This is a genomic window from Kineococcus deserti, assembly GCF_050871945.1.
Taxonomy (GTDB): domain Bacteria; phylum Actinomycetota; class Actinomycetes; order Actinomycetales; family Kineococcaceae; genus Kineococcus.
Genome location: NZ_JBJLSI010000016.1, coordinates 48,414 through 66,775 on the forward strand (window position 1 = coordinate 48,414; position 18,362 = coordinate 66,775).

An 18,362-nucleotide genomic window follows, 5' to 3' on the forward strand; every position below is an offset into this window, starting at 1 on the left:
ACTGTCGAAGCACCGTCTCAGGAGCAATCACGTGTCCCAGATCGCCACCCCTCCGCCGCCGACGTCGCGTCGGCCCGGGAAGGGACTGCCCGTCGCCGCCCTCGTCCTCGGAATCGTTGCAGCAGTAGGATGCTTCATCCCCTTGCTCAACATCGGCAGCATCCTGCTGGCGGTCGTCGGGCTCGTCCTGGGTGCTGTGGCGCTCGCTCGCCGGGCGGAAGGCAAGGGGATGGCGGTGGCCGGCGTCGTGCTGTCCGTCGTGGCGGTCGTGGTAGCCATCGTCGTCAACCTGCTGGCGGGCGCGGCCGTCGACGCGGTCGACCAGGCCGTGGACCAGGCCGTCACGGACACGGAGAACGGCTACAGCACCCTCGCTCCCGACGAAGCAGCCGCCGCGCAGGCCGAAGCGCTGCCGATCGGCACCGCGGCGACCGTGGGCGACTACACCGTGACCGTGACTGCCGTGAACCAGGACGCGACCCAGGCCATGGCGGAGGCGAACCCCTTCAACGAACCGGCGGCCGGCCGGTACGTCCTGGTGGATCTCGCAGTGACCTACAACGGGACGGCGGAGGAGGCCAACCCGTGGCTCGACCTGTCCACCGACTACCAGGCCACCGACGCGCGGAACTACTCCGCCTCCTCCTGCGCCGCGGTGGAACCGACGTCCCCGGCGACGCTCCCCGCCCTGCGAGCCGGCGGAAGCGCCACGTACCAGGAGTGCTTCGACGTGCCGGCTGAAGCGATCGCCGGCGGAGTCGTCGCCGTCGAGCAGAACTTCAACTTCTCCGACGACCAGGTGGTCTGGGCGGCGGGCTGACCCTGGGACGTCCACCGTCCACCGTTGCCCGCGGGTCACGGCCTCGTGGGCGACGGTGGACCCGGGACGGCGTGGTCGACGGGCTCAGGCCGGGAGGAGCTTGCCGCACAGCCGGGTGAGCTCGGCCAGCTCCTCCCGGCTGAGGCCCGCGAACTCCCGCGCGATGGCCGCCGCGTGCCGCCCGCCGGCCTCGCGGCGCAGCGCCGCACCGGCCTCGGTCAGGCGCACGACGACACCGCGGCCGTCGTGCGGGTCGGCCTCGCGGGCCAGCAGGCCCCGGCCGGCGAGGCGGTCCACCAGCCGGCTGAGGGAGGGTTGCGGGAGGTAGACCTCCTCGCTGAGCTCCCCCAGCCGGCAGCGGCCGCCGGCGGAGCGGGAGAGCGTGTAGAGCACGTCGTACTCGCGCACGCTCAGCCCGCCCCAGACGTCCTGCGCGGCGAACCGGCGCAGCAGCGTCGCCTGCACCCGGAAGACCGACTCCCAGGCGTCGACGGCCGCGCGGGTCCGGCCGTCAGACAAGCGCCTGCGCCGCCTGGAGGTCACGGGCCGCGACGCGGCTCGCGTGCGAGGGCGGGTCGCTCGGCACACCGGCCGCACGACGGGCCTCGAACTCCTTGCGCAGCACCGGGACCACCTCGCCGCCGAGCAGGTCGAGCTGTTCCAGGACCGTCTTCAGCGGCAGACCCGCGTGGTCGATGAGGAACAGCTGCCGCTGGTAGTCGCCGAAGAACTCCTGGAACGTCAGCGTCTTCTCGACCACCTGCTCGGGGGACCCGACGGTCAGCGGCGTCTGGCGGGTGAACTCCTCCAGCGAGGGCCCGTGCCCGTAGACCGGGGCCACGTCGAAGTACGGCCGGAACTCCCGCACCGCGTCCTGCGAGTTCTTGCGCATGAACACCTGACCGCCCAGCCCGACGATGGCCTGCTCGGGCGTGCCGTGCCCGTAGTGGGCGTAGCGCTGCCGGTACAGGTCGATGAGCCGGATGTAGTGCTCCTTGGGCCAGAAGATGTTGTTGGCGAAGTACCCGTCACCGAAGTACGCCGCGATCTCGGCCACCTGCGGGGTGCGGATCGAGCCGTGCCACACGAACGGCGCGACGCCGTCCAGCGGGCGGGGGGTCGAGGTGAACCCCTGCAGCGGGGCGCGGAACTGCCCCTCCCAGTCCACGACGTCCTCGTCCCACAGGCGCCGCAGCAGCGAGTAGTTCTCGATGGTGAGCTCGACGCTCTTGGAGATGTCCTGGCCGAACCAGGGGTACACCGGTCCGGTGTTGCCGCGGCCGAGCATGAGGTCGGTGCGGCCGTCGGACAGGTGCTGCAGCATGGCGAAGTCCTCGGCGATCTTCACCGGGTCGTTCGTCGTGATGAGCGTCGTCGACGTGGACAGGACGATCCTCTTCGTCCGGCCGGCGAGGTAGCCCAGCATGGTGGTGGGCGAGCTCGGCACGAACGGCCGGTTGTGGTGCTCGCCGGTGGCGAAGACGTCCAGGCCGACGGCCTCGGCGTGCTCGGCGATGGTCATCATGTTCTTGATGCGCTCTGCCTCGGTGGGCGTGCGCCCCGTGGTGGGGTCGGTCGTCACGTCCCCGACGGTGAAGATCCCGAACTGCACGACCCGCTCCTCTCCGACAAGTCCATGCGTCTGCATGTACTTGGTTGAAGCGTACAGCACTCGGGGTTGTTCCCGGGCGGCTAGGAGCGCTTCGCCAGCCGGGAGTGCCGGTAGCCGTAGGCCAGGTAGACCAGGACGCCGACGGCCATCCAGATCCCCAGCCGGATCCAGCTGATCGCCGGCAGGAAGCCCATGAGGACCAGCGCCGCGACGGCCGACAGGATCGGCAGCACCGGCACCCACGGCATGCGGAACGCCCGCGGCAGGTCCGGGCGGGTGCGGCGCAGCACCACCACGCCGATCGAGACCAGGACGAAGGCGAACAGCGTGCCGATGTTCACCATCTCGGCGAGCTCGGAGATCGGGGTGACCGCGGCCACGACGGCCACGACGACACCCGTGACCGCGGTGATCCGGGTCGGCACCCCGCTGCGCTCGTTGACCTTGGAGAACCAGGCCGGGATGAGCCGGTCGCGCGACATCGCGAACAGCACCCGGTTCTGGCCGAGCATGAGGATCATCATCACCGTCAGCAGACCGGCCACCGTCCCGACGCTGATGAGCGTCGCGACCACCTCCGCACCGACCGAGCGGAAGGCGTTGGCCAGCGGGGCCTCGACGCTGATCTGCTCGTAGCTGACCATCCCGGTCACCACGAGCGAGACCAGCACGTACAAGCCGGTGCAGATCGCCAGCGAGCCGAAGATGCCGCGGGGCACGTCGCGTTGCGGGTTCCTGGTCTCCTCGGCGGCCGTGGCGACGATGTCGAAGCCGATGAAGGCGAAGAAGACCAGCGCCGCCGCGGTGAAGACACCGCCGATGCCGAAGGTGCCCAGCGGCACCCCCAGGTCCTCCCACAGCGACGGGTCCGCCGGCGTGCTCGAGGCCCCGGCCGAACCGGTCGGCGGGACGAACGGGGACCAGTTGTCCCGCTGGACGAAGAACAACCCCGCGACGATGACGATGCCGACGACCAGCAGCTTGATCCCCACGACGACGGCGTTGACGCGGGCGGACGTCTTCGTGCCCACGCACAGCACCGCGGTCAGCACCAGGATCACCGCGGCGGCGATGAGGTTGGGGTTCGTCGGCGAGGGATCGGTCGAGTACAGCCAGGGCGGCAGGTCGAGGCCGAGCGTGACCGACAACAGGTCCGCGGCGTAGCTGGACCAGCCGACCGCCACCGTCGAGGCGCCCAGTGCCAGTTCGAGGATGAGGTCCCAGCCGATGATCCACGCCACGACCTCGCCCAGGCTGGCGTAGGAGAAGGTGTAGGCCGAGCCGGCCACCGGCACGGTGGAGGCGAACTCGGCGTAGCACAGCGCCGCCAGGGCGCAGACGATCCCGGAGACCACGAACGACAGGGCCACGGCCGGCCCCGCGCGCGTGCCCGCGGCCTCACCCGTCAGGACGAAGATGCCCGTCCCGATGATGACCCCGACCCCGAACACCGTCAGGTCCCAGGCGCTGAGCGTCTTGCGCAGCCGGTGCTCGGGTTCGTCCGTGGTCGCGATCGCGTCCTCGACGCTCTTCGTCCGGAAGATGCCCACGGACGGCGACGGTAGGCCCCTCAGGCCGTCCGTGCGACCCGGATGATCTTCCGCCGCAACCAGATCTTGCGCCCGCCGCCCATGTAGAGCCGGACCCGGGCCAGTTCCCAGCGGCCGTACTCGGCGTGCTCGGTGAGCAGTTGGCGCGCGTCCGAGCGCGAGGTCTCGCGCGACAGGGTCAGCACGCGGTACTCGTACTGGTCGGGGGTGCCGGAGTCGGTGCGTCCCGTGCCGGTGTGTGCAGCCATCGCCGTCCATGATGCACCCGGGCTCGTCCCGGTGGGGCCACCCGGCCGATCTTCGGTACGGTCGGGCCATGACGCCCGACCCGCGTGCGGCCCTGGCCCGCCTCGTGGCCGCGCTCGAGGACCACCTCGCCGCCGCCGCCAACCGCCGAGGCGAGACGGACCCCGCCGTCGCCGACGCCTACCAGCGCGCCGCCGAGGCGTTCGAGACCTACGAGGAGGCGCTGTACGACGCCTACGACGAGGTCACCCCCTTCGTCCTCTACGACGACGACGACGAGGACGACGACGAGGACGACGACGACCTCGACGACGAGGACGACGAGGACGTGGACGACAGCGACGACGACGGCGACGACGACGGCGACGGGAACCGCCCGACCGCCATGTGAGGGTTCGGTGGCGTGCGGGTGAGTGCCGCCGGGGGCGGCGGGGCGTAGCGGCTACCGTGCGTCACGTGCTTCTGCCCGCCTCGCCCCCACGTCCACGCCGCCTCTGCACCGGAGGTGCCCGCGCGTGAGCATGGGCGTCGCCGAGGGAGCGTTCCTCGGCCTGGTGCAGGGGCTGACCGAGTTCCTGCCGATCTCCTCCAGCGGTCACCTCGCGGTCGTCGGCACCCTCATCGGGACCGCCGACCCGGGCGCGGCGTTCACCGCCATCGCCCAGCTGGGCACCGAGGCCGCCGTCATCATCTACTTCCGCAAGGACATCGCCCGGATCATCAGCCGCTGGGTGCTGTCCCTGACCGGGCGCGTCCCGCGCGACGACCCCGACGCCCGCATGGGCTGGCTGGTCATCCTCGGCACGATCCCCATCGGTCTGCTCGGGCTGCTGTTCCAGGACTCCATCGAGACCGTGCTGCGCGGGTTCGTCGTCATCGCCACCTCGCTGTGGGTCTTCGCCCTGGTCCTCGGGGCCGCTGACCGGTTCGGCCGCAAGACGCGGACGCTGGACCAGCTCACCTGGAAGCACGGTGTCCTCTTCGGGCTCGCCCAGGCGATGGCCCTCATCCCCGGGGTGTCCCGCTCGGGCGGCACCATCACGATGGGCCTGCTCCTGGGGTACACGCGCGAGGCCGCGGCCCGCTACTCGTTCCTGCTGGCGATCCCCGCGGTCGTGCTGTCCGGCTTCTACCAGCTGTTCGACGAGGTCAGCACGGGCGTGACGATCGCCTGGGCACCGACCGTCGTGGCCACCCTCGTGGCGTTCGTCGTCGGCTACGCCGTCATCGCCTGGCTCATGCGGTTCATCTCCACGCACAGCTACACGCCGTTCGTGGTCTACCGGATCGCGGCCGCGGTCGTCGTCTACGCCCTCGTCCTGGCGGGGCAGCTGCCGGCGTTCCAGAACGGCGCGCTGGGCTGAGCGGCCGTCACAGCCAGCCCGAGCGCTTGAAGAACCGGTACAGGCCCAGGCAGACCCCGGCCATCAGCAGCAGGCAGCCGGGGTAGCCCAGCCGCCACGTCAGTTCCGGCATGTGCTCGAAGTTCATGCCGTAGATCCCGGCGATCAGCGTCGAGGCCGCGGCGATGGCCGCCCAGGCGGAGATCTTGCGCATGTCCTCGTTCTGCCGCACCGAGACCTGGGCCAGGTGGGCGTTGAGGATGTCGGTGAGCAGCCGGTCGTAGCTCTCGACGTGCTCGACGGTCCGGACCAGGTTGTCGAGCACGTCGCGCAGCACGAACACCGCCTGCTCGTCCAAGGGGTGGTGGGCCGCGTGCGGGTCCTGCCCCTCGCCCGGCCCGCCGCCGTTCCCGTCCCCGTCGACCAGCCGCTTCATGGGCGCCACCAGCGGGAAGGCGGCGCGCCGGACCTCCAGGACCTCGCGCTTGAGCGAGTAGATCTGCTGGGCGTCCGAGCTGCGGGTGGGGGAGAAGACCTGCTCCTCCACCTCCTCGACGTCCTGCTCCAGCGCCGCGTCGATGACGGTGTAGCCGCTGACGACCTTGTCCATCACGGCGTGCAGCACACCCTTGGGCCCGCGCCGCAGTTCGGCGGTGTCGCCCTCCACGGCGGCGCGCACGTCCGAGAGCGCCCCGATCTCGCCGCGCCGGACGGTCACGACGAAGTGCCGCCCGACGAACACCATGATCTCGCCGGTCTCGACGCTGGAGGTCTCGTCGAAGTACTCCAGCACCTTCAGGACGACGAAGACGGTGTCGTCGTAGTACTCGATCTTGGGCCGCTGGTGGCCCACGACCGCGTCCTCGACGGCGAGGCGGTGCAGATGCAGCGCGGAGGCGATGTCGGTGAACTCCTCGGCCGAGGGGTCCTTCAGGCCCAGCCAGAGGAACTCCTGCGAGGAGGGCAGTGCCTGCGTGTCGTCGGCAGGGTCGGCGAGGTCGGCGCAGCGGCGCAGCGCGGTGTGCAGGTCCGCCACCTCCTGGCGCGTTCCGTCCCGGTAGGTGGCCACGTCGACGATCACCGGCTCATCGTGCTCCTCGGCCGCCCGGCCCGCATCGACGGCGGCCGCCCTCGTCGGCGGTGGACGCCCGGCCGCGGCGAAGATCGCCCGCCCGTAGGCTGAACCGGTGCCGACCCTCCTGCTCGTACGCCACGGGCGCAGCACCGCCAACACCGCCGCCGTCCTGGCCGGCTGGACGCCGGGCGTCCACCTCGACGACACGGGCCGCGGGCAGGCCGAGGCGCTGGCCCGGCGGCTGGCGCCGGTGCCGGTGGCGGACGTCGTCGTCTCCCCCCTGGAGCGCTGCCAGGAGACGGCGGCCGCGCTGGTCGCCGTGGACGGCCCGAGCGGGCCGCGCCCGGCGCTGCGCACCGACGACCGGCTGGGGGAGTGCAAGTACGGCGACTGGACGGGCAGGGCGCTGAAGGACCTGGCCAAGGAACCGTTGTGGCGGACCGTCCAGTCGCACCCGTCGGCCGCGGTGTTCCCCGGCCCCGGCGGTGAAGGACTGGCGACCATGCAGCACCGGGCGGTGGAGTCGGTCCGCGAGCACGACGCGCGCATCGCGGCCGAGCACGGGGAGGACGCGGTCTGGGTCGCGGTCACCCACGGCGACGTGATCAAGGCGGTCCTGGCCGACGCCCTGGGCATGCACCTGGACCTGTTCCAGCGCATCTCGGCCGACCCCTGCTCGGTCTCGGTCGTCCGGTACGCGCCCCTGCGGCCCTTCGTCCTGCGCATGAACGACTCCGGCGGCGACCTCGCGGGATTCGCCCCGCCCGGGAAGAAGCGCAGGTCGGCGCGCAAGCGGGTCAGCTCGGACGCCGTCGTCGGCGGCAGCACCGGGTCGGCGTAGGGTCGGGGACATGCCCGTCTTCGACTACGACCCGCCGGAACGCTTCGTGGCGGGCACCGTCGGCGAGCCCGGTCAGCGCACGTTCTTCCTGCAGGCCCGCGCCACGGGCCGGCTGACGTCGGTCGCCCTGGAGAAGACCCAGGTCGCCGCCCTCGCCGAGCGGGTCGGCGAACTGCTCGACGAGATCGTCCGCCGCTCCGGCGGTGCCGCCCCCGTGCCGGCGATGACGGCCTCGGGCTCGCAGGACACCGGACCCCTCGACGTGCCGATCGAGGAGGAGTTCCGCGTCGGGACGATGAGCCTGGCCTGGGACGGCGAACGGGACGTCGTCGTCATCGAGTGCTTCGAGGTGAGCGAGGAGGACATCGACCCCGAGCTGCCCGACCTGTCCGAGGACCGCAACCTGCTGCGCGTCTCCCTCGACGGGACGGCGGCCCGCGCCTTCGCCGCGCGCGCCCTGGCGCTGGTCGCGGCCGGCCGGCCGCCCTGTCCCTTCTGCGCCGGTCCGCTGGACCCGGAGGGTCACGTCTGTCCCCGGGCGAACGGGTACCGACGCTGAACGGGACGTTCGCCGGGATCGCCGAGCAGGAGGCGCTGGCCCGGCTCGTCGCGGGCGACCTGCGGATCGAGGGGCGGCTGGCCGACGCCTCGAACGCGACGATGTACGCCGTCGTCGGCGGCGACGAGGGCGACCTGGCGTGCGTCTACAAACCCGTGACGGGCGAACGTCCGCTGTGGGACTTCCCCGACGCCACGCTGGCGCGCCGCGAGGTCGCCGCGTACGCGGTCTCGGCCGCCACCGGGTGGAACGTCGTGCCGCCCACCGTCTTCCGCGACGGCCCGCTGGGGCCGGGATCGGTGCAGCTGTGGCTGCAGCAGGACGGGGCCGACCCGGCCGGCGCCGAGGAGGTCGTGCTGCCCGCGCCCGGGGCCGGGCTCATCGACATCGTGGGGCTGCGGCACGTCGAACCCGGCTGGCACACGGTGCTGGAGGCCGAGGACGGCGGCGGACGCCCCGTCGCCCTGGTCCACGCCGACGACCTGCGCCTGCGGCACATCGCCGTCCTGGACGTCGTGCTGAACAACGCCGACCGCAAGGGCGGGCACGTCCTGCCCGGCTGGTCCGGTGCGGTGCACGGCGTGGACCACGGGCTGACCTTCCACTGCGAACCCAAGCTGCGCACGGTGCTGTGGGGTTTCGCCGGCTCGCACCTGCTGGCCGAGGAGCGCGAGGTGCTCGGGGCGCTGGCCGTGGACCTGGAGGGCGCGCTGGGGGAGCTGCTGCAGGAGCTGCTGAGCGTGGAGGAGGCCGTCGCGACGCTGGAACGGGTGCAACGGCTGCTGACCGTGGACCGGCTGCCCCGGCCGCGCGGGCACCGCACCATCCCCTGGCCGCCGTTCTGAGCCGCCGTCCCGGGCGCTGAGCGCGGAAGGTAGGTTCGCCCCGTGCGTTCCTGGCCCGTCCCCGAAGTCCCGACCCTGCCCGGTCGGGGTCCCCGCGTCCACCTGCACGACAGCTCCACCGATGAGCTGGTGCCCGCGGGGCCGCAGGCGGGCACGGCGACGCTGTACGTCTGCGGGATCACCCCGTACGACGCCACCCACCTCGGGCACGCCAACACGTACGTCGCCTTCGACCTGCTGGGCCGCGCCTGGCGCGACGCCGGCCTGCAGGTGCGGTACGTGCAGAACATCACCGACGTCGACGACCCGCTGCTCGAGCGGGCCGAGGCCACCGGCGTGGACTGGCGCGACCTGGCCACCTCCCAGATCGACCTGTTCCGCGGCGACATGACGGCGCTGTCGGTGCTCCCGCCGGACGAGTACCTCGGGGTCGTCGAGGCGGTCGACCTCGTCTCGGCGTCCGTGCGCGACCTGCTGGCCGCCGGTGCGGCGTACCGGGTCCCCGGTGTCGACGGCGGTCCCGACGGGGACGTCTACTTCCCGGTCGAGGCCGACGCCGCGTTCGGCCAGGTCTCCGGTCTCGACGTGCCGACGATGCTGGAACTGTCCGCCGAGCGTGGGGGTGACCCGCAGCGGCCGGGCAAGCGGAACCCGCTCGACCCGTTGCTGTGGCGTGTGGAGCGTCCCGGCGAACCGGCCTGGGAGGGCGGCGAACTGGGCCGCGGGCGTCCGGGGTGGCACATCGAGTGCACGGCGATCGCGTTGCGGCACCTGGGGATGCCGATCGACGTGCAGGCCGGCGGTAGCGACCTGGTGTTCCCGCACCACGAGATGGGCGCCTCGCACGCCCAGGTCCTGCGCCCCGACGCGCGGCCCTTCGCCCGGGTCTACGCGCACTCGGGCATGGTCGCCCTCGACGGCGAGAAGATGAGCAAGTCCAAGGGCAACCTCGTCCTGGTCTCCCGGCTGCTCGCGGCCGGGGTCGAGCCCGGCGCCGTGCGCCTGGCCATCGTCGCCCACCACTGGCGCAGCGACTGGGAGTGGACCGACGACGTCCTGGCGCAGGCGCGCGCCCGGTTCACCGCCTGGAGCAAGGCCGTCTCGGCGCCGGCGGGCCCGGCGGCGGCCGACCTGCTGACCACCGTGCGCGAACGGCTGGCCGCCGACCTCGACGCGCCCGGCGCGGTCGCGGCGATCGACGCCTGGGTGACCGCGGTCGAGGCCGGGGAGGGCGACGACCCCGAGGCGCCCGCGCTCGTGCGGGACCTCGCCTCCGGCCTGCTCGGCGTCGAACTGGCCTGAGCTCCTCGCGTCTGCTCCGGCGCGGGCAGGGGCGGGAGGACTACCGTGCGGGCGTGCACGAGTTCAGCGGCGTCGACCTGCGCGGGGCGCGGTTCGAGCACGTCGACCTGACCGGTGCCGATCTGCACGCCGTGGACCTGTCGCGGGCCCGGGTGCGCGGCGCCCACGTCGACGGCCTGGTGATGCGCGGCGTGGAGTGCGTGGACCTGCGCATCGACGGTGAGATCGGGCGCCTGGTCGTCAACGGCGTCGACGTGGGCGCGTACGTCGCCGAGCAGATGGAACGGCGGGACCCGGTGCTGGCGCGGATGCGGCCGGTGGACGCCGCGGGTTTCCGCGCGGCCTGGGCCCTGCTGGAGGAGTTGTGGGAGGGGACGGTCGACCGTGCCCGGTCCCTGGACCCGGACCTGCTGCACGCCTCCGTCGACGGGGAGTGGTCGTTCACGCAGACGTTGCGGCACCTGGCCTTCGCGACCGACGCCTGGGTCGGCCGCGCCGTGCTCGGCGACCCCTCGCCGTGGCACCCGCTGGACCTGCCGTGGGAGGAGATGGCGGACACGCCGGGCATCCCGCGCGACCGCTCCGCCCGGCCGGCCCTGACCGAGGTCCTCGACCTGCGCCGCGACCGGCAGCGGGTCGTCCGCGAGTACCTGGCCGGCCTCACCGACGAGGAGCTGGACACCGACACGGAGCCGGTGGAGGGTTCGAGCTGGCCACCACCGCAGAGCTTCCCGGTGCGTGAGTGCCTGTCGGTCGTGCTGAACGAGGAGTACTTCCACCGCCGCTTCGCCGAACGCGACCTCGACGTGCTGACGGGGGACGCGACGACCTGAGGCCCTCTTCCCGGCCGAGGAGGTTCCGCGGAACTGCATCCGTGCGGGTCCCCGGCCCGGAAGAGGGGGTGAACGGACCGCCGGACGGCGGGCCGCCACCCCGAGGAGGACTTCCGTGCGCACGCTCCGCGAGTCAGCCGCCCTGCTCGCCGCCCCCGTCGTCGCCCTGTCGGTGCCCGTGGCCGGTGTCGCCCTGGCGGGCAGCGCCTCCGCCGCCACCGCCGGCACCGCCACCGTGTCGATCCTGCACGCCGTGCCGGACCTGACCGTCGACGTCTACGCCGACGGCCAGGAGGTCGTGGGCGACTTCACCCCCGGAACCCTGACCGACCCGCTGCAGCTGCCGGCCGGGACCTACGACCTCGCCGTGTACCCGGCCGGATCCGACCCCGCCGCCACGCAGCCGGCCATCTCCGCCGCCGGGGTGGATGTGCCGGCCGGTGCCGACGTCACCGTCACCGCGCACCTGGGTGCGGACGGAACCCCCACGCTGACCCCGTTCGTCAACACCCCCGCCGACCTGGCCCCGGGCGAGGCCGAACTCACCGTCCGGCACACCGCGGCCGCGCCCGCGGTCGACGTCCGGGCCGGTGGAACCCCGGTGCTGACCGGCCTGACGAACCCGGACGAGGCCGCGGTGACCGTTCCGGCCGGAACCGTCAGCGCCGACGTCACCCTGGCCGGCACCGGCCAGGTCGTCATCGGCCCGGCCGACCTCACGCTGCCCGAGGGCACCCGGACCATCGTCTACGCGTGGGGATCGGCCGAGGCGGGCAACCTCCAGCTCGCCACCCAGAGCGTGACCGGTGGCGGTTCGGCCCCCCACGGTGTCCCCGCCGGCGAGGCCGGGCTGGCCGACACCGGTGCGCCGGACCTCATCGCGGCAGCCGGTGTCCTCGCCCTCGTCGGGGCCGGCGCGTCCGTGGTCGTGGCCCGGCGCCGGAGCCGCACCGGCGCGTGACGGCGCGGCTGGTCCCCGCCGCGGCCCTCGCGGTGGTGGGGTGCGTCCTGCTGGGGTCGTGGGCGTCGTCCCGGCCGCAGCAGGACGACTTCTCGACCGCCGTGGCCCGGGCCGCCCCGTCCACCGCGCCCAGCCCGACGCTGACCCCGACGCCGACCCCGACGCCGACCCCGACCTCGGCCACCGGGGTCGGGCGGCGCTCCGCGGTCCTGGTCGGCGTTCCCGAACCGCCGGTGCCCCGGCACGTCTCGTCGGCCGGGCCGGGGATCGACGCCCCGGTCACGCCGGTGGGTGTCGACGAGCGTGGGCAGGTCGCGGTCCCGGCCGACGGCTCGGTCGTCGGCTGGTACCGCTGGAGTTCGCCGGCCGGCCCGTCCGGGAGCACCGTGCTGGCCGGGCACGTCGACACCCGCGCCGGCGGACCGGGAGCGCTGTTCGGGCTGTCCGACGTGGAACCCGGCGAACGCGTCCGGCTCCGCCTCTCGGACGGGTCCGAACTGGGCTACGAGGTCGTCTCCCGGCAGGCCCACGGCAAGGCCGAACTCCCGGTGCGGGAGCTGTTCCGCAAGGACGGCCCGCCGGCCCTGGTGCTCATCACCTGCGGCGGCGACTTCGACGAGGAGACCCGACGGTACGCCGAGAACGTCGTCGTCACCGCCGTTCCGTCGCCGTGAGCGGTGCGGGCCGGCCCCGCCTCACTGACCGTGCTGCTGCAACTGCGCCTGGACGACCCCCTGCAGGTGCCGCAGCTGCGCCGGGCCGAGCTGGCGCACCTCACCCTCGAGCCGGCGCACGACGTGGGGATCCTCGAGCATCCGCTCGGAACTCTGCAGCAGCACGGTTCCGGCGCCGGTGAAGTCGTACTGGCGCTCCTCGCCCGACCGCGTGCCGAACAGGGCGCCTCGGGCGGCACCGAGGAAGTGCCCCATCCAGCCGGCGTCGAAGTGCTGGGAGGGCGCGGGGCAGTCGGCCCAGCCGACGAGGGCCTCGGGGTCGACGCGCACCGGGGGTTCGACGAAGATGACCGGCCCGGAGGAACTGGCCAGGAACTTCCCCGTCCCGATGAGGGTCAGGAAACCCGGGATGATCGACTCCTTCAGCTCCAGCCCCGCGTCGAACGCCAGCAGGTTCGCGGCCCGCACGGTGAGGTTGCCGTCGTCGAGGTCGTAGGAGTTGATGTCGTACCCGCGGTCGCCGAGGACCACGTGGCCCTGGCCGTTGGCGACGACCCAGTCCCGGCTGTACAGCGGGGAGGAGAAGTGCGCGGCGACCATCGAGGTCATCGACGTCGCCGTGAGGGGCTCGAAGCGGATCGTGCCGCCCCCGGCGGGGTAGTAGGCGATCATCCGGCCCGTCTGCACGAACAGCGGCCCGTTCAGCCGCACGCAGTACGCGTACGGGTTGTCGGGCAGGTTGTCGTGGTCGGGCAGGCTCTGAGGGTCCAGGGGCTGCGGGCTGGTGGACGCCATCAGAGCTTCTCCTCGCTCGCCTGCACGTAGACCGTGCCTTCCCCGGACACCTTGAGCTGCACACCTTCCCCGGATCCCCGGCCCACGGCGTCGCGCCACGACACCGCGGTCGCGACGTCCAGGCTGAGGTTTCCGACGTGAGCGACGTAGGCCTGCGGGTCGACGACGACCTGCCGTCCCGCGCCCACCCGCACCGCGAACGTCCCGCCGTGCGACAGCACGGCGACGGCACCGCGGCCGGACAACTGGGTGGTGAACAACCCCTGACCGGTCACGGCGCCGCGGACGGCGCCGCGCAGACCGCCCTGCTGCCCGAGGAACACCACCGAACTGGACAGGTTCGCGTCGTGGGCCAGCAACCGGTCGGCCTCCACCGACATCGGCTGCGAGCCGTCGAGGTCGACGACGGTGACGTGGTGGCCGCGGAACCCGTAGTGCACGGTGCCGGTGCCCTCGGCGACCATGAGCGGCACGGCCTCGCCCTGCATCCCGCGGGCCAGCGCGGACGCGATGCCGCCGCCGTAGGCGCCGGCGCCGGGCCCGCCGACGACGGGGGAGAACGTCACGTTCCCGCGGGTGGCCAGCATGGCCCCGCGCCGGGCGAGGACCTCCTGCCCCGGGCGGACCTCGGCGAGGACCACCTTCGAGGTGACCTTGGAGAAACCCATCACCGCTCCTCGGGCTGGATGTAGACGACGCCCTGACCTTCGAACCGCAGCGAGAACGCCTCCCCGGAGCTCTCCCCGACGAGGTTGCGCCACGACACGTCGGTCACGAAGGACTGCGACAGGTCGCCCACGCAGCCGATGTAGGCGTCGGGATCCACCACGAGCGGGGTCTGCGGGCCGACCCGCAGGGCGATGGGCGGTCCGCCCAGGGACAGCAGGGCGACCTGCCCGTGCCCGGTGACGGTCGTGGTGAACAGCCCCTGGCCGCTGGAGGCGCCCTGCAGGCCGGTGAACGTCACGTCCGTCCTCAGGCTGTCGGACAGGCACAGCAGGCCCTCGGACTCGGCCCGCAGGACGTCACCGGCCAGGTCCAGGACGAGGACGTGACCCGCGTCCACGGCGAAGTGCACCGTGCCCCGGCCGCTGACCTCCATGAGCGGCAGGGACTCCCCGGTCACGCGTTGCTTCAGGGCGGCCCGCAGACCGCCGCCACCGCCCATCCCGGCGTTCTTGAAGGAGACCTCGCCCTCGTAGGCGACCATCGAACCGGTCCGGGCGCGCACCGCGCTGCCCCTGGACCCGTCGAGGTCGACGACGAGGACACGCGGTGATTCGAGCCGCCAGGGCACAGGGCTTACCTCTCGCAGGGGTCGGGAGACGCGTCAGGCCTTCGCGGACGACCGTACTGGCCGGTTCCGGGCCGGCTGTCCCGGGGCGTGACCACCACGAGGATGGTCGTCCCCGCGATCGGGATCAAGGGCTTCCACCGATCGGCGGATCGGGCCCCGACCGGTGGGCGAGGACCGCGAGCACCGGCCGGGCCGGGACGCGCCGCCGTCAGCCCCTGCGCGGTCCGTCGTCGCGGCGGCGCAGGTAGCGCTCGAACTCGCGGGCGATGGCCTCGCCGGAGGCTTCGGGCAGGTCGGCGGTGTCCTTGGCCTCCTCCAGCTGCTGGACGTACTCGGCGATCTCGGAGTCCTCGCCGGCGAGTTCGTCGACGCCGCGTTCCCAGGCGCGGGCGTCCTCGGGCAGGTCCTCCAGGGGGATGGACAGGTCGAGCATCTCCTCGATGCGCCGCAGCAGGGCGAGGGTCCCCTTGGGCGAGGGGGGCTGGCCGACGTAGTGCGGGATGGCCGCCCACAGCGAGACGGAGGGGATGTCGGCCTGGGTGACCGCGTCCTGGACCACGCCGACGATGCCGGTGGGGCCCTCGTAGCGGGAGGGCTCGATGTCGAGCTTCTCGACCAGGTCGGGGTCCTCGCTGCTGGAGGTGACCGGCAGCGGCCGGGTGTGCGGGACGTCGGCCAGCAGGGCGCCGAGGGTCAGCACGAGGGAGGCGCCGTGGGCGCGGGCGACGCCGACGACCTCCTGGGCGTAGGTGCGCCAGCGCATCGACGGTTCGATGCCGCGCACCAGCAGGACGTCGCGGGTGGCTTCGGGCAGCCGGACGTAGGAGATGCGGGTGGTGGGCCAGGTGAGCCGGCGGACGCCGTCGTCGTCGAAGGAGACGGTCGGGCGGTTGACCTGGAAGTCGTGGTAGAGCTCGGGGTCGAACTCGGTGAGCTCGGTGGCGCCCCAGACGTCGTGGAGGTGGGCGACCGCCTGGCTGGCTGCCTCGCCGGCGTCGTTCCAGCCCTCGAAGGCGGCGATGACGACGGGTTTGCGCAGGCCGAGCTGCTCGGACGACGGACCAGGTCGTGGAGTCTGGGGGTCTGCAGGCTGCTCAGGCACGTGCCAACCCTAGACTCCGCTGTTGATGGAGCCCCACGAGACGACACACGACTCCTCCGTCCGGCTGCCCGCAGCGGTGCTGTGGGACATGGACGGCACGCTGGTCGACACCGAACCGCACTGGATCGCCGCCGAGACGGCTCTGCTGGGGCGGTACGGCGCCTCGTGGAGCCACGAGCAGGCGCTGCAGCTGGTGGGCAGTGCGCTGCCGGAGTCGGGGCGGATCCTGGCCGACCACCTCGCCGCCCGCACGGGGGTGCGGCTGGAGCCGGAGGCGGTGGTGGCCGAACTCGTCGAGGCCGTCATCGCGCAGGTCACCGCGGCGGTGGTGTGGCGGCCGGGGGCGCTGGACCTGCTGACGTCGCTGGGGGCGGCGGGTGTGCCGTGCGCCCTGGTGACGATGTCGTACCGGAACCTGGCGGACACGGTGGCGCGGATGGTGCCGGGCGCCTTCACCGTCGTGGTGGCCGGGGACGAGGTGGAACGCGGCAAGCCCGCGCCCGACCCGTACCTGCGCGCGGCGAGCCTGCTGGGCGTCGACCCGGCGGACTGCGTGGTGCTGGAGGACTCCCCGACCGGGGTGGCCTCGGGGGAGGCGGCGGGGTGCCGGGTGCTGGCGTGCCCGCACATGGTGCCGATCCCGGCGGCGCCCGGACGCAGCCGGGTGGCCTCGCTGGCCGAGGTGGACGTCGCGGCCCTGGGGCGGATCGCCGGCGGGCAGCCGCTGGACCTGCTGGCGGAGGGTGAGCCGGCGCGGGGCTGACCCGCCGGCGGCGGGCGACCACGACCGCATCCACGCGGCCCGGCGGCCGCTGGGCGACCCGCGCCGCGCGCGATCGACGAGGAGACGACCGCCACGGCGCAGGCGCTGGCCGAGCGGGGTTTCACCACGACGGTGCACGACCGCGTCGGCCGCGGCGACAGCCCCGCGAGCGGCGAGATCACCCTGGAACGGGAACTGGCGGCCGTCGCGGCCGTGGTCGAGGCGGCCGGTGGGCCGGCGGTGCTCGTGGGGCACTCCTCGGGCTGCTCGATCGCGCTGGCGGCCGCGGCCCGCGGCGTGCCCGTCGCCGGGCTGGTCCTGTGGGAGGCGCCGCTGGAGGCGGTGGCGGACCTGCCGCGGGTGGTGTCGTGGGTCGACGACGTCGTGCGGTGCCTGGACGCCGGCGACCTCGAGGGCGCGGTGGCGCAGTACGTGCGGGACATGCCCGCGCAGTTCCTCGACGGGATGCGCGAGCTGCCGTTCCACGGGCGGTTCGTGGCGCAGGCCCCGGCGTACCGCGCCGACGGGGAGTCGCTGGTGTGGGCGGCGGGCAAGCCGCTGGGGAGCTGGTGGGCCGGGAGGTGCCGACGCTGGCCCTGGTCGGGGAGCAGACGTTCCCGGGGATGCCCGAGGCCGCCGCGCGCATCGTGCGGGAGGTGCCGGGGGCGAGGTCGGAGGTGCTGGCCGGGGCCTGGCACAGCTGGGACGTGCCGGCCGCGGTGGAGCGGTTCGCGGCCTTCGCCCGGCAGGTCCAGCCCGCCTCCGTCCGCTGAGGCGCTCTCAGCCGTCCAGGCCGGGGACCTCCACCGGCGCCGGGGGCGCGTCCGCGGGCAGGGGCGGCGGGGTGCCGCCGAAGCTGGGGCAGCGCTGCTTGTGGTCGCACCAGGTGCACGTCCGGCCCGGCCTGGGGCGCCAGTCACCGCTCTGCCGGTTGCGTTCGATGGCCTCCCACAGGGCCCGCACCTTGCGTTCGGTGGCGAGCAGGTCGGCCTCGTCGGGGGTGTGGCGCAGGACCTCGCCGGAGCCGAGGTAGACCAGCTGCAGCAGTTGCGGGACCTGCCCCCGCAGCCGCCACAGCACCAGCGCGTAGAACCGCATCTGGAACAGCGCCTTGGCCTCGAACGCCGCCGAGGGGGCGCGGCCGGTCTTGTAGTCGACGACGCGCATCGCCCCGCCCGGCGCCACGTCGAGCCGGTCGACGATCCCGCGCAGGGGCACCCCGTCGGCGAGGTCGACCTCGACGCGCAGCTCACGGGCGGCCGGTTCCAGCCGGGTGGGGTCCTCGAGCTCGAAGTAGCGCCGCAGCAGCCGGCGGGCGCTGTCCAGCCAGTCCGCGAGCGCCCCCTCGACGTCGGGGTCCTCCTGCCCGGGGCGCTCGAAGAGGGCACGGACACGGGGTTCGCGCTCGAGCAGTTCGGCCCACTGGCCCTCGACCATGGCGCAGGCCCGCTCGGGGGTGCGCTGTTCGGGGGGCAGGTCGAAGAGGCGTTCGAGGACGGCGTGCACGACGGTGCCCCGGACGGCGGACTCGGTGGGGGCCTCGGGGAGGCGGTCGATGGTGCGGAAGCGGTAGAGCAGCGGGCACTGCATGAAGTCGGCTGCGCGGGAAGGGGACAGAGCCCGTCGCGGCGTTGCGACCAGGGGCAGCCGGCCCGGGGGGAGCTCGTGCACACCGGTGGTCACCCCTCCACTGTAGGTGGCAGGTGGGTGGTCCCCGGGCGGAACGGACAGCCGGGGCACCTAG

22 protein-coding genes are annotated in these 18,362 nt (G+C 73.4%); 12 read left to right on the forward strand and 10 right to left on the reverse strand.

Annotated features, from left to right (window positions below):
- Window positions 1-142 precede the first annotated feature (142 nt).
- Entirely contained in the window at window positions 143-820 is a 678-nt protein-coding gene (locus tag ACRYR2_RS13735) for a hypothetical protein (protein WP_432563435.1), read from the forward strand.
- Window positions 821-904: 84 nt separating this feature from the next.
- Here the strand turns inward: ACRYR2_RS13735 and ACRYR2_RS13740 are convergent, their stop codons facing one another.
- From ACRYR2_RS13740 to ACRYR2_RS13755, 4 genes are all read right to left on the reverse strand, one after another.
- A complete protein-coding gene (locus ACRYR2_RS13740) occupies window positions 905-1,339 on the reverse strand; it encodes a MarR family winged helix-turn-helix transcriptional regulator (protein ID WP_432563436.1) in 435 nt (144 codons plus the stop codon).
- Window positions 1,332-2,432: an LLM class flavin-dependent oxidoreductase gene (locus tag ACRYR2_RS13745; protein ID WP_432563437.1), complete on the reverse strand. Its 1,101-nt coding sequence runs from the start codon at window positions 2,430-2,432 to the stop codon at window positions 1,332-1,334. Before ACRYR2_RS13745 ends, ACRYR2_RS13740 begins: the two co-directional genes overlap by 8 nt.
- Window positions 2,433-2,512: 80 nt before the next feature.
- The gene (locus ACRYR2_RS13750; protein ID WP_432563438.1) at window positions 2,513-3,982 is read right to left on the reverse strand and encodes an amino acid permease; all 1,470 of its coding nucleotides are present in this window, start codon (window positions 3,980-3,982) and stop codon (window positions 2,513-2,515) included.
- A gap of 20 nt (window positions 3,983-4,002) precedes the next feature.
- Complete coding sequence (locus tag ACRYR2_RS13755) at window positions 4,003-4,230, reverse strand: DUF5703 family protein (protein ID WP_432563439.1); 228 nt, start codon at window positions 4,228-4,230, stop codon at window positions 4,003-4,005.
- Between the two features lie 68 nt (window positions 4,231-4,298).
- Here ACRYR2_RS13755 and ACRYR2_RS13760 point away from each other — a divergent pair, with 68 nt between their 5' ends.
- On the forward strand, window positions 4,299-4,619 hold the full coding sequence (locus ACRYR2_RS13760; RefSeq protein ID WP_432563440.1) for a primosomal protein: 321 nt from the start codon (window positions 4,299-4,301) through the stop codon (window positions 4,617-4,619).
- 130 nt (window positions 4,620-4,749) lie between these two features.
- The gene (locus ACRYR2_RS13765; protein ID WP_432563488.1) at window positions 4,750-5,592 is read left to right on the forward strand and encodes an undecaprenyl-diphosphate phosphatase; all 843 of its coding nucleotides are present in this window, start codon (window positions 4,750-4,752) and stop codon (window positions 5,590-5,592) included.
- A 7-nt stretch (window positions 5,593-5,599) separates the two neighbouring features.
- Here the strand turns inward: ACRYR2_RS13765 and ACRYR2_RS13770 are convergent, their stop codons facing one another.
- On the reverse strand, window positions 5,600-6,652 hold the full coding sequence (locus ACRYR2_RS13770; protein WP_432563441.1) for a magnesium and cobalt transport protein CorA: 1,053 nt from the start codon (window positions 6,650-6,652) through the stop codon (window positions 5,600-5,602).
- A gap of 106 nt (window positions 6,653-6,758) precedes the next feature.
- Between ACRYR2_RS13770 and ACRYR2_RS13775 the strand changes: the two genes are divergently transcribed.
- From ACRYR2_RS13775 to ACRYR2_RS13805, 7 genes are all read left to right on the forward strand, one after another.
- The gene (locus tag ACRYR2_RS13775) at window positions 6,759-7,487 is read left to right on the forward strand and encodes a histidine phosphatase family protein (protein WP_432563442.1); all 729 of its coding nucleotides are present in this window, start codon (window positions 6,759-6,761) and stop codon (window positions 7,485-7,487) included.
- A 10-nt stretch (window positions 7,488-7,497) separates the two neighbouring features.
- Window positions 7,498-8,046 (forward strand): DUF3090 domain-containing protein, encoded by a 549-nt coding sequence (locus ACRYR2_RS13780; RefSeq protein WP_432563443.1) that lies wholly within the window; start codon window positions 7,498-7,500, stop codon window positions 8,044-8,046.
- A complete protein-coding gene (locus ACRYR2_RS13785; RefSeq protein WP_432563489.1) occupies window positions 8,016-8,891 on the forward strand; it encodes an SCO1664 family protein in 876 nt (291 codons plus the stop codon). The genes ACRYR2_RS13780 and ACRYR2_RS13785 overlap by 31 nt, the downstream gene beginning before the upstream one ends.
- A gap of 42 nt (window positions 8,892-8,933) precedes the next feature.
- Window positions 8,934-10,193, forward strand: a complete 1,260-nt coding sequence (gene mshC, locus ACRYR2_RS13790; protein WP_432563444.1) for a cysteine--1-D-myo-inosityl 2-amino-2-deoxy-alpha-D-glucopyranoside ligase — start codon at window positions 8,934-8,936, stop codon at window positions 10,191-10,193.
- Between the two features lie 53 nt (window positions 10,194-10,246).
- Entirely contained in the window at window positions 10,247-11,026 is a 780-nt protein-coding gene (locus ACRYR2_RS13795) for a DinB family protein (RefSeq protein WP_432563445.1), read from the forward strand.
- A gap of 115 nt (window positions 11,027-11,141) precedes the next feature.
- The gene (locus ACRYR2_RS13800) at window positions 11,142-11,987 is read left to right on the forward strand and encodes a DUF4397 domain-containing protein (RefSeq protein WP_432563446.1); all 846 of its coding nucleotides are present in this window, start codon (window positions 11,142-11,144) and stop codon (window positions 11,985-11,987) included.
- Window positions 11,984-12,661: a class F sortase gene (locus tag ACRYR2_RS13805; protein ID WP_432563447.1), complete on the forward strand. Its 678-nt coding sequence runs from the start codon at window positions 11,984-11,986 to the stop codon at window positions 12,659-12,661. The genes ACRYR2_RS13800 and ACRYR2_RS13805 overlap by 4 nt, the downstream gene beginning before the upstream one ends.
- Window positions 12,662-12,682: 21 nt before the next feature.
- Here ACRYR2_RS13805 and ACRYR2_RS13810 read toward each other — a convergent pair whose 3' ends face one another.
- The 4 genes from ACRYR2_RS13810 to ACRYR2_RS13825 form a co-directional block, all read right to left on the reverse strand.
- Window positions 12,683-13,456, reverse strand: a complete 774-nt coding sequence (locus ACRYR2_RS13810; protein ID WP_432563448.1) for an AIM24 family protein — start codon at window positions 13,454-13,456, stop codon at window positions 12,683-12,685.
- Window positions 13,456-14,124, reverse strand: a complete 669-nt coding sequence (locus tag ACRYR2_RS13815) for an AIM24 family protein (RefSeq protein ID WP_432563449.1) — start codon at window positions 14,122-14,124, stop codon at window positions 13,456-13,458. The genes ACRYR2_RS13810 and ACRYR2_RS13815 overlap by 1 nt, the downstream gene beginning before the upstream one ends.
- The gene (locus tag ACRYR2_RS13820; RefSeq protein ID WP_432563450.1) at window positions 14,124-14,753 is read right to left on the reverse strand and encodes an AIM24 family protein; all 630 of its coding nucleotides are present in this window, start codon (window positions 14,751-14,753) and stop codon (window positions 14,124-14,126) included. Before ACRYR2_RS13820 ends, ACRYR2_RS13815 begins: the two co-directional genes overlap by 1 nt.
- A 208-nt stretch (window positions 14,754-14,961) precedes the next feature.
- Window positions 14,962-15,855 carry a PAC2 family protein gene (locus tag ACRYR2_RS13825; RefSeq protein WP_432563451.1) on the reverse strand — a complete coding sequence of 298 codons (894 nt, stop codon included), beginning with the start codon at window positions 15,853-15,855 and terminating at the stop codon, window positions 14,962-14,964.
- A gap of 25 nt (window positions 15,856-15,880) precedes the next feature.
- Between ACRYR2_RS13825 and ACRYR2_RS13830 the strand changes: the two genes are divergently transcribed.
- Both ACRYR2_RS13830 and ACRYR2_RS13835 read left to right on the forward strand, forming a co-directional pair.
- Window positions 15,881-16,618 carry an HAD family hydrolase gene (locus ACRYR2_RS13830; RefSeq protein ID WP_432563452.1) on the forward strand — a complete coding sequence of 246 codons (738 nt, stop codon included), beginning with the start codon at window positions 15,881-15,883 and terminating at the stop codon, window positions 16,616-16,618.
- Window positions 16,619-17,157: 539 nt separating this feature from the next.
- Complete coding sequence (locus ACRYR2_RS13835) at window positions 17,158-17,391, forward strand: alpha/beta fold hydrolase (protein WP_432563453.1); 234 nt, start codon at window positions 17,158-17,160, stop codon at window positions 17,389-17,391.
- Window positions 17,392-17,398: 7 nt separating this feature from the next.
- On the opposite strand, the gene ACRYR2_RS13840 is transcribed toward ACRYR2_RS13835, so the two are convergent.
- Entirely contained in the window at window positions 17,399-18,301 is a 903-nt protein-coding gene (locus ACRYR2_RS13840; RefSeq protein ID WP_432563454.1) for a RecB family exonuclease, read from the reverse strand.
- Window positions 18,302-18,362: the final 61 nt, after the last annotated feature.

Bases quoted from the DNA above. Each gene is read 5' to 3' on its own strand.
- ACRYR2_RS13755 (WP_432563439.1), bottom strand. From the start codon at position 4,230: ATGGCTGCACACACCGGCACGGGACGCACCGACTCCGGCACCCCCGAC.
- ACRYR2_RS13760 (WP_432563440.1), top strand. From the start codon at position 4,299: ATGACGCCCGACCCGCGTGCGGCCCTGGCCCGCCTCGTGGCCGCGCTC.
- ACRYR2_RS13765 (WP_432563488.1), top strand. From the start codon at position 4,750: ATGGGCGTCGCCGAGGGAGCGTTCCTCGGCCTGGTGCAGGGGCTGACC.
- ACRYR2_RS13780 (WP_432563443.1), top strand. From the start codon at position 7,498: ATGCCCGTCTTCGACTACGACCCGCCGGAACGCTTCGTGGCGGGCACC.
- ACRYR2_RS13810 (WP_432563448.1), bottom strand. From the start codon at position 13,456: ATGGCGTCCACCAGCCCGCAGCCCCTGGACCCTCAGAGCCTGCCCGAC.
- ACRYR2_RS13815 (WP_432563449.1), bottom strand. From the start codon at position 14,124: ATGGGTTTCTCCAAGGTCACCTCGAAGGTGGTCCTCGCCGAGGTCCGC.
- ACRYR2_RS13830 (WP_432563452.1), top strand. From the start codon at position 15,881: ATGGAGCCCCACGAGACGACACACGACTCCTCCGTCCGGCTGCCCGCA.